At 52.2% G+C, this 1,442-nt stretch carries 2 pseudogenes; both read right to left on the bottom strand.

Annotation, left to right across the window (positions count from 1 at the left end):
- Positions 1 to 215, bottom strand: a pseudogene (locus tag Q362_RS24400) (hemagglutinin repeat-containing protein); the annotation flags it as partial.
- A gap of 36 nt (positions 216 to 251) precedes the next feature.
- Positions 252 to 395 (bottom strand): annotated as a pseudogene (locus Q362_RS24655) (hemagglutinin repeat-containing protein); the annotation flags it as partial.
- Positions 396 to 1,442: the final 1,047 nt, after the last annotated feature.

Genomic DNA, 1,442 nt, shown 5'->3' with positions numbered 1-1,442 from the left:
GTCAGGCCCGAGGTGGCAAAGCTGTTCCGGCCGGCGACAACCGCCGCATCCGTGGAGGCGATCACCCCGCCGGTCAGATCGGTGTTGCCCCGGACATCCACGGCAAAACCTCCGTCCCCGGCCTTGATCCCGGTTTGCTCGGTGACGCTCTTGAAGTTGCTGTTGATCCTGCTGTTGCTTACGCTGGTGCTACCCGCGGCAAAGCCGTAGCCCACGGTGATCGAGCCGCCGATGGCCTGGTCCTTGCTCTGCTAGCGGCTTTCGTCCTGGAGACTCTCGATGGCGAGGTTGCCGCCGATATCCGCCTCGACCCGCTCGCCCGCCACCACCGCGCCTTTCATGGTGGTGTCGCCACCGGACGCGAGGGTAACGGTCCCGCCCCCGGTGACATGGGTGTTGGAGTAGAGGAGCTGGAGGGAACAATGTCAAATAGACGGCGAGTTCCCGTTTGACGGTCTTTACGTCCTGTGACAGGGTCTTCCACGCCCCCCCCTAAGAAACTGGGCCGCCATTGCCTCCCATGCGTAACAACCTGAAGGCGGCCATCGGGGAGCCTGGTAAATCGAATCTCCGAAGCGCGAAGAGTGGAAGGAGTACCCGGCCCCCCTCCAACGTAGTGCATATACCTCAGGACCAAAGCGCCCTGATCACAACCGGCGAGAGGATGATTCAAATCCCTGATCACCTGCTTATAGGATAGCCCATTCCTGTCCGTCAAGGTTGCCTCCAGCCGCTGCCCAAGATGCCGGACAACCAGGATCGCATTTTCATCGAACGCGGAAGTATCTTTATGAGTCAGAACCCCAGACATAGGCTTTTGTCCTGGCAGGGTCCGCATCTGTCTTTTCACGACAACATACGGAATCTCCCTGTAATTATTAATAATCACTGGAGAGTGATAGCGAGTATCATTACCCCGCTGAAAAAATCTGTACAACATACTGCCATTAAAATACATGCCGCTGAGGTCTGGGCATTCATCCGCAGAGAGCGTGGGAGGATTCCATCTAATTGAATCAAGATTTTTCTCATACGACCCACATCCCATGGACACAATCAACATAAAACCAACCAATACGATACGTATCATTTTATTCATGGCATGGCCTCCAATCCAAAGCTGATGGCATTCCACACTTCAGCAGGCAACAGCGTACTCAAGGCAAAAGGAGTTGCCGGGATAACACAACAACACTCTGATCTTCTTATTTTTTCACACCCTTGTTTTTTGTTTATACCAAGAGGCTCCTTTAGGGGTTCTTCTCAAGCTTGAGTCTGGGTTTATATTTCAAGTTATCGTAAAATTTTTTCATTGCCTCCGAGTCACTAGTGCCCGACGTCTTCTCAAGGGTTTCTTGAAAATTAAGTGCAGTAACCAGCAACAAGCTTAAATATCAACTTGTTGATTTTGCGCTAAAATGTTATGTTATCCATCGTTTTAA

Source organism: Desulfobulbus elongatus DSM 2908, from assembly GCF_000621145.1.
Taxonomy (GTDB): Bacteria; Desulfobacterota; Desulfobulbia; order Desulfobulbales; family Desulfobulbaceae; genus Desulfobulbus; species Desulfobulbus elongatus.
The sequence above is the reverse complement of the archived record's forward strand: the minus strand, read 5'-3'. Positions and strand labels throughout refer to the sequence as shown.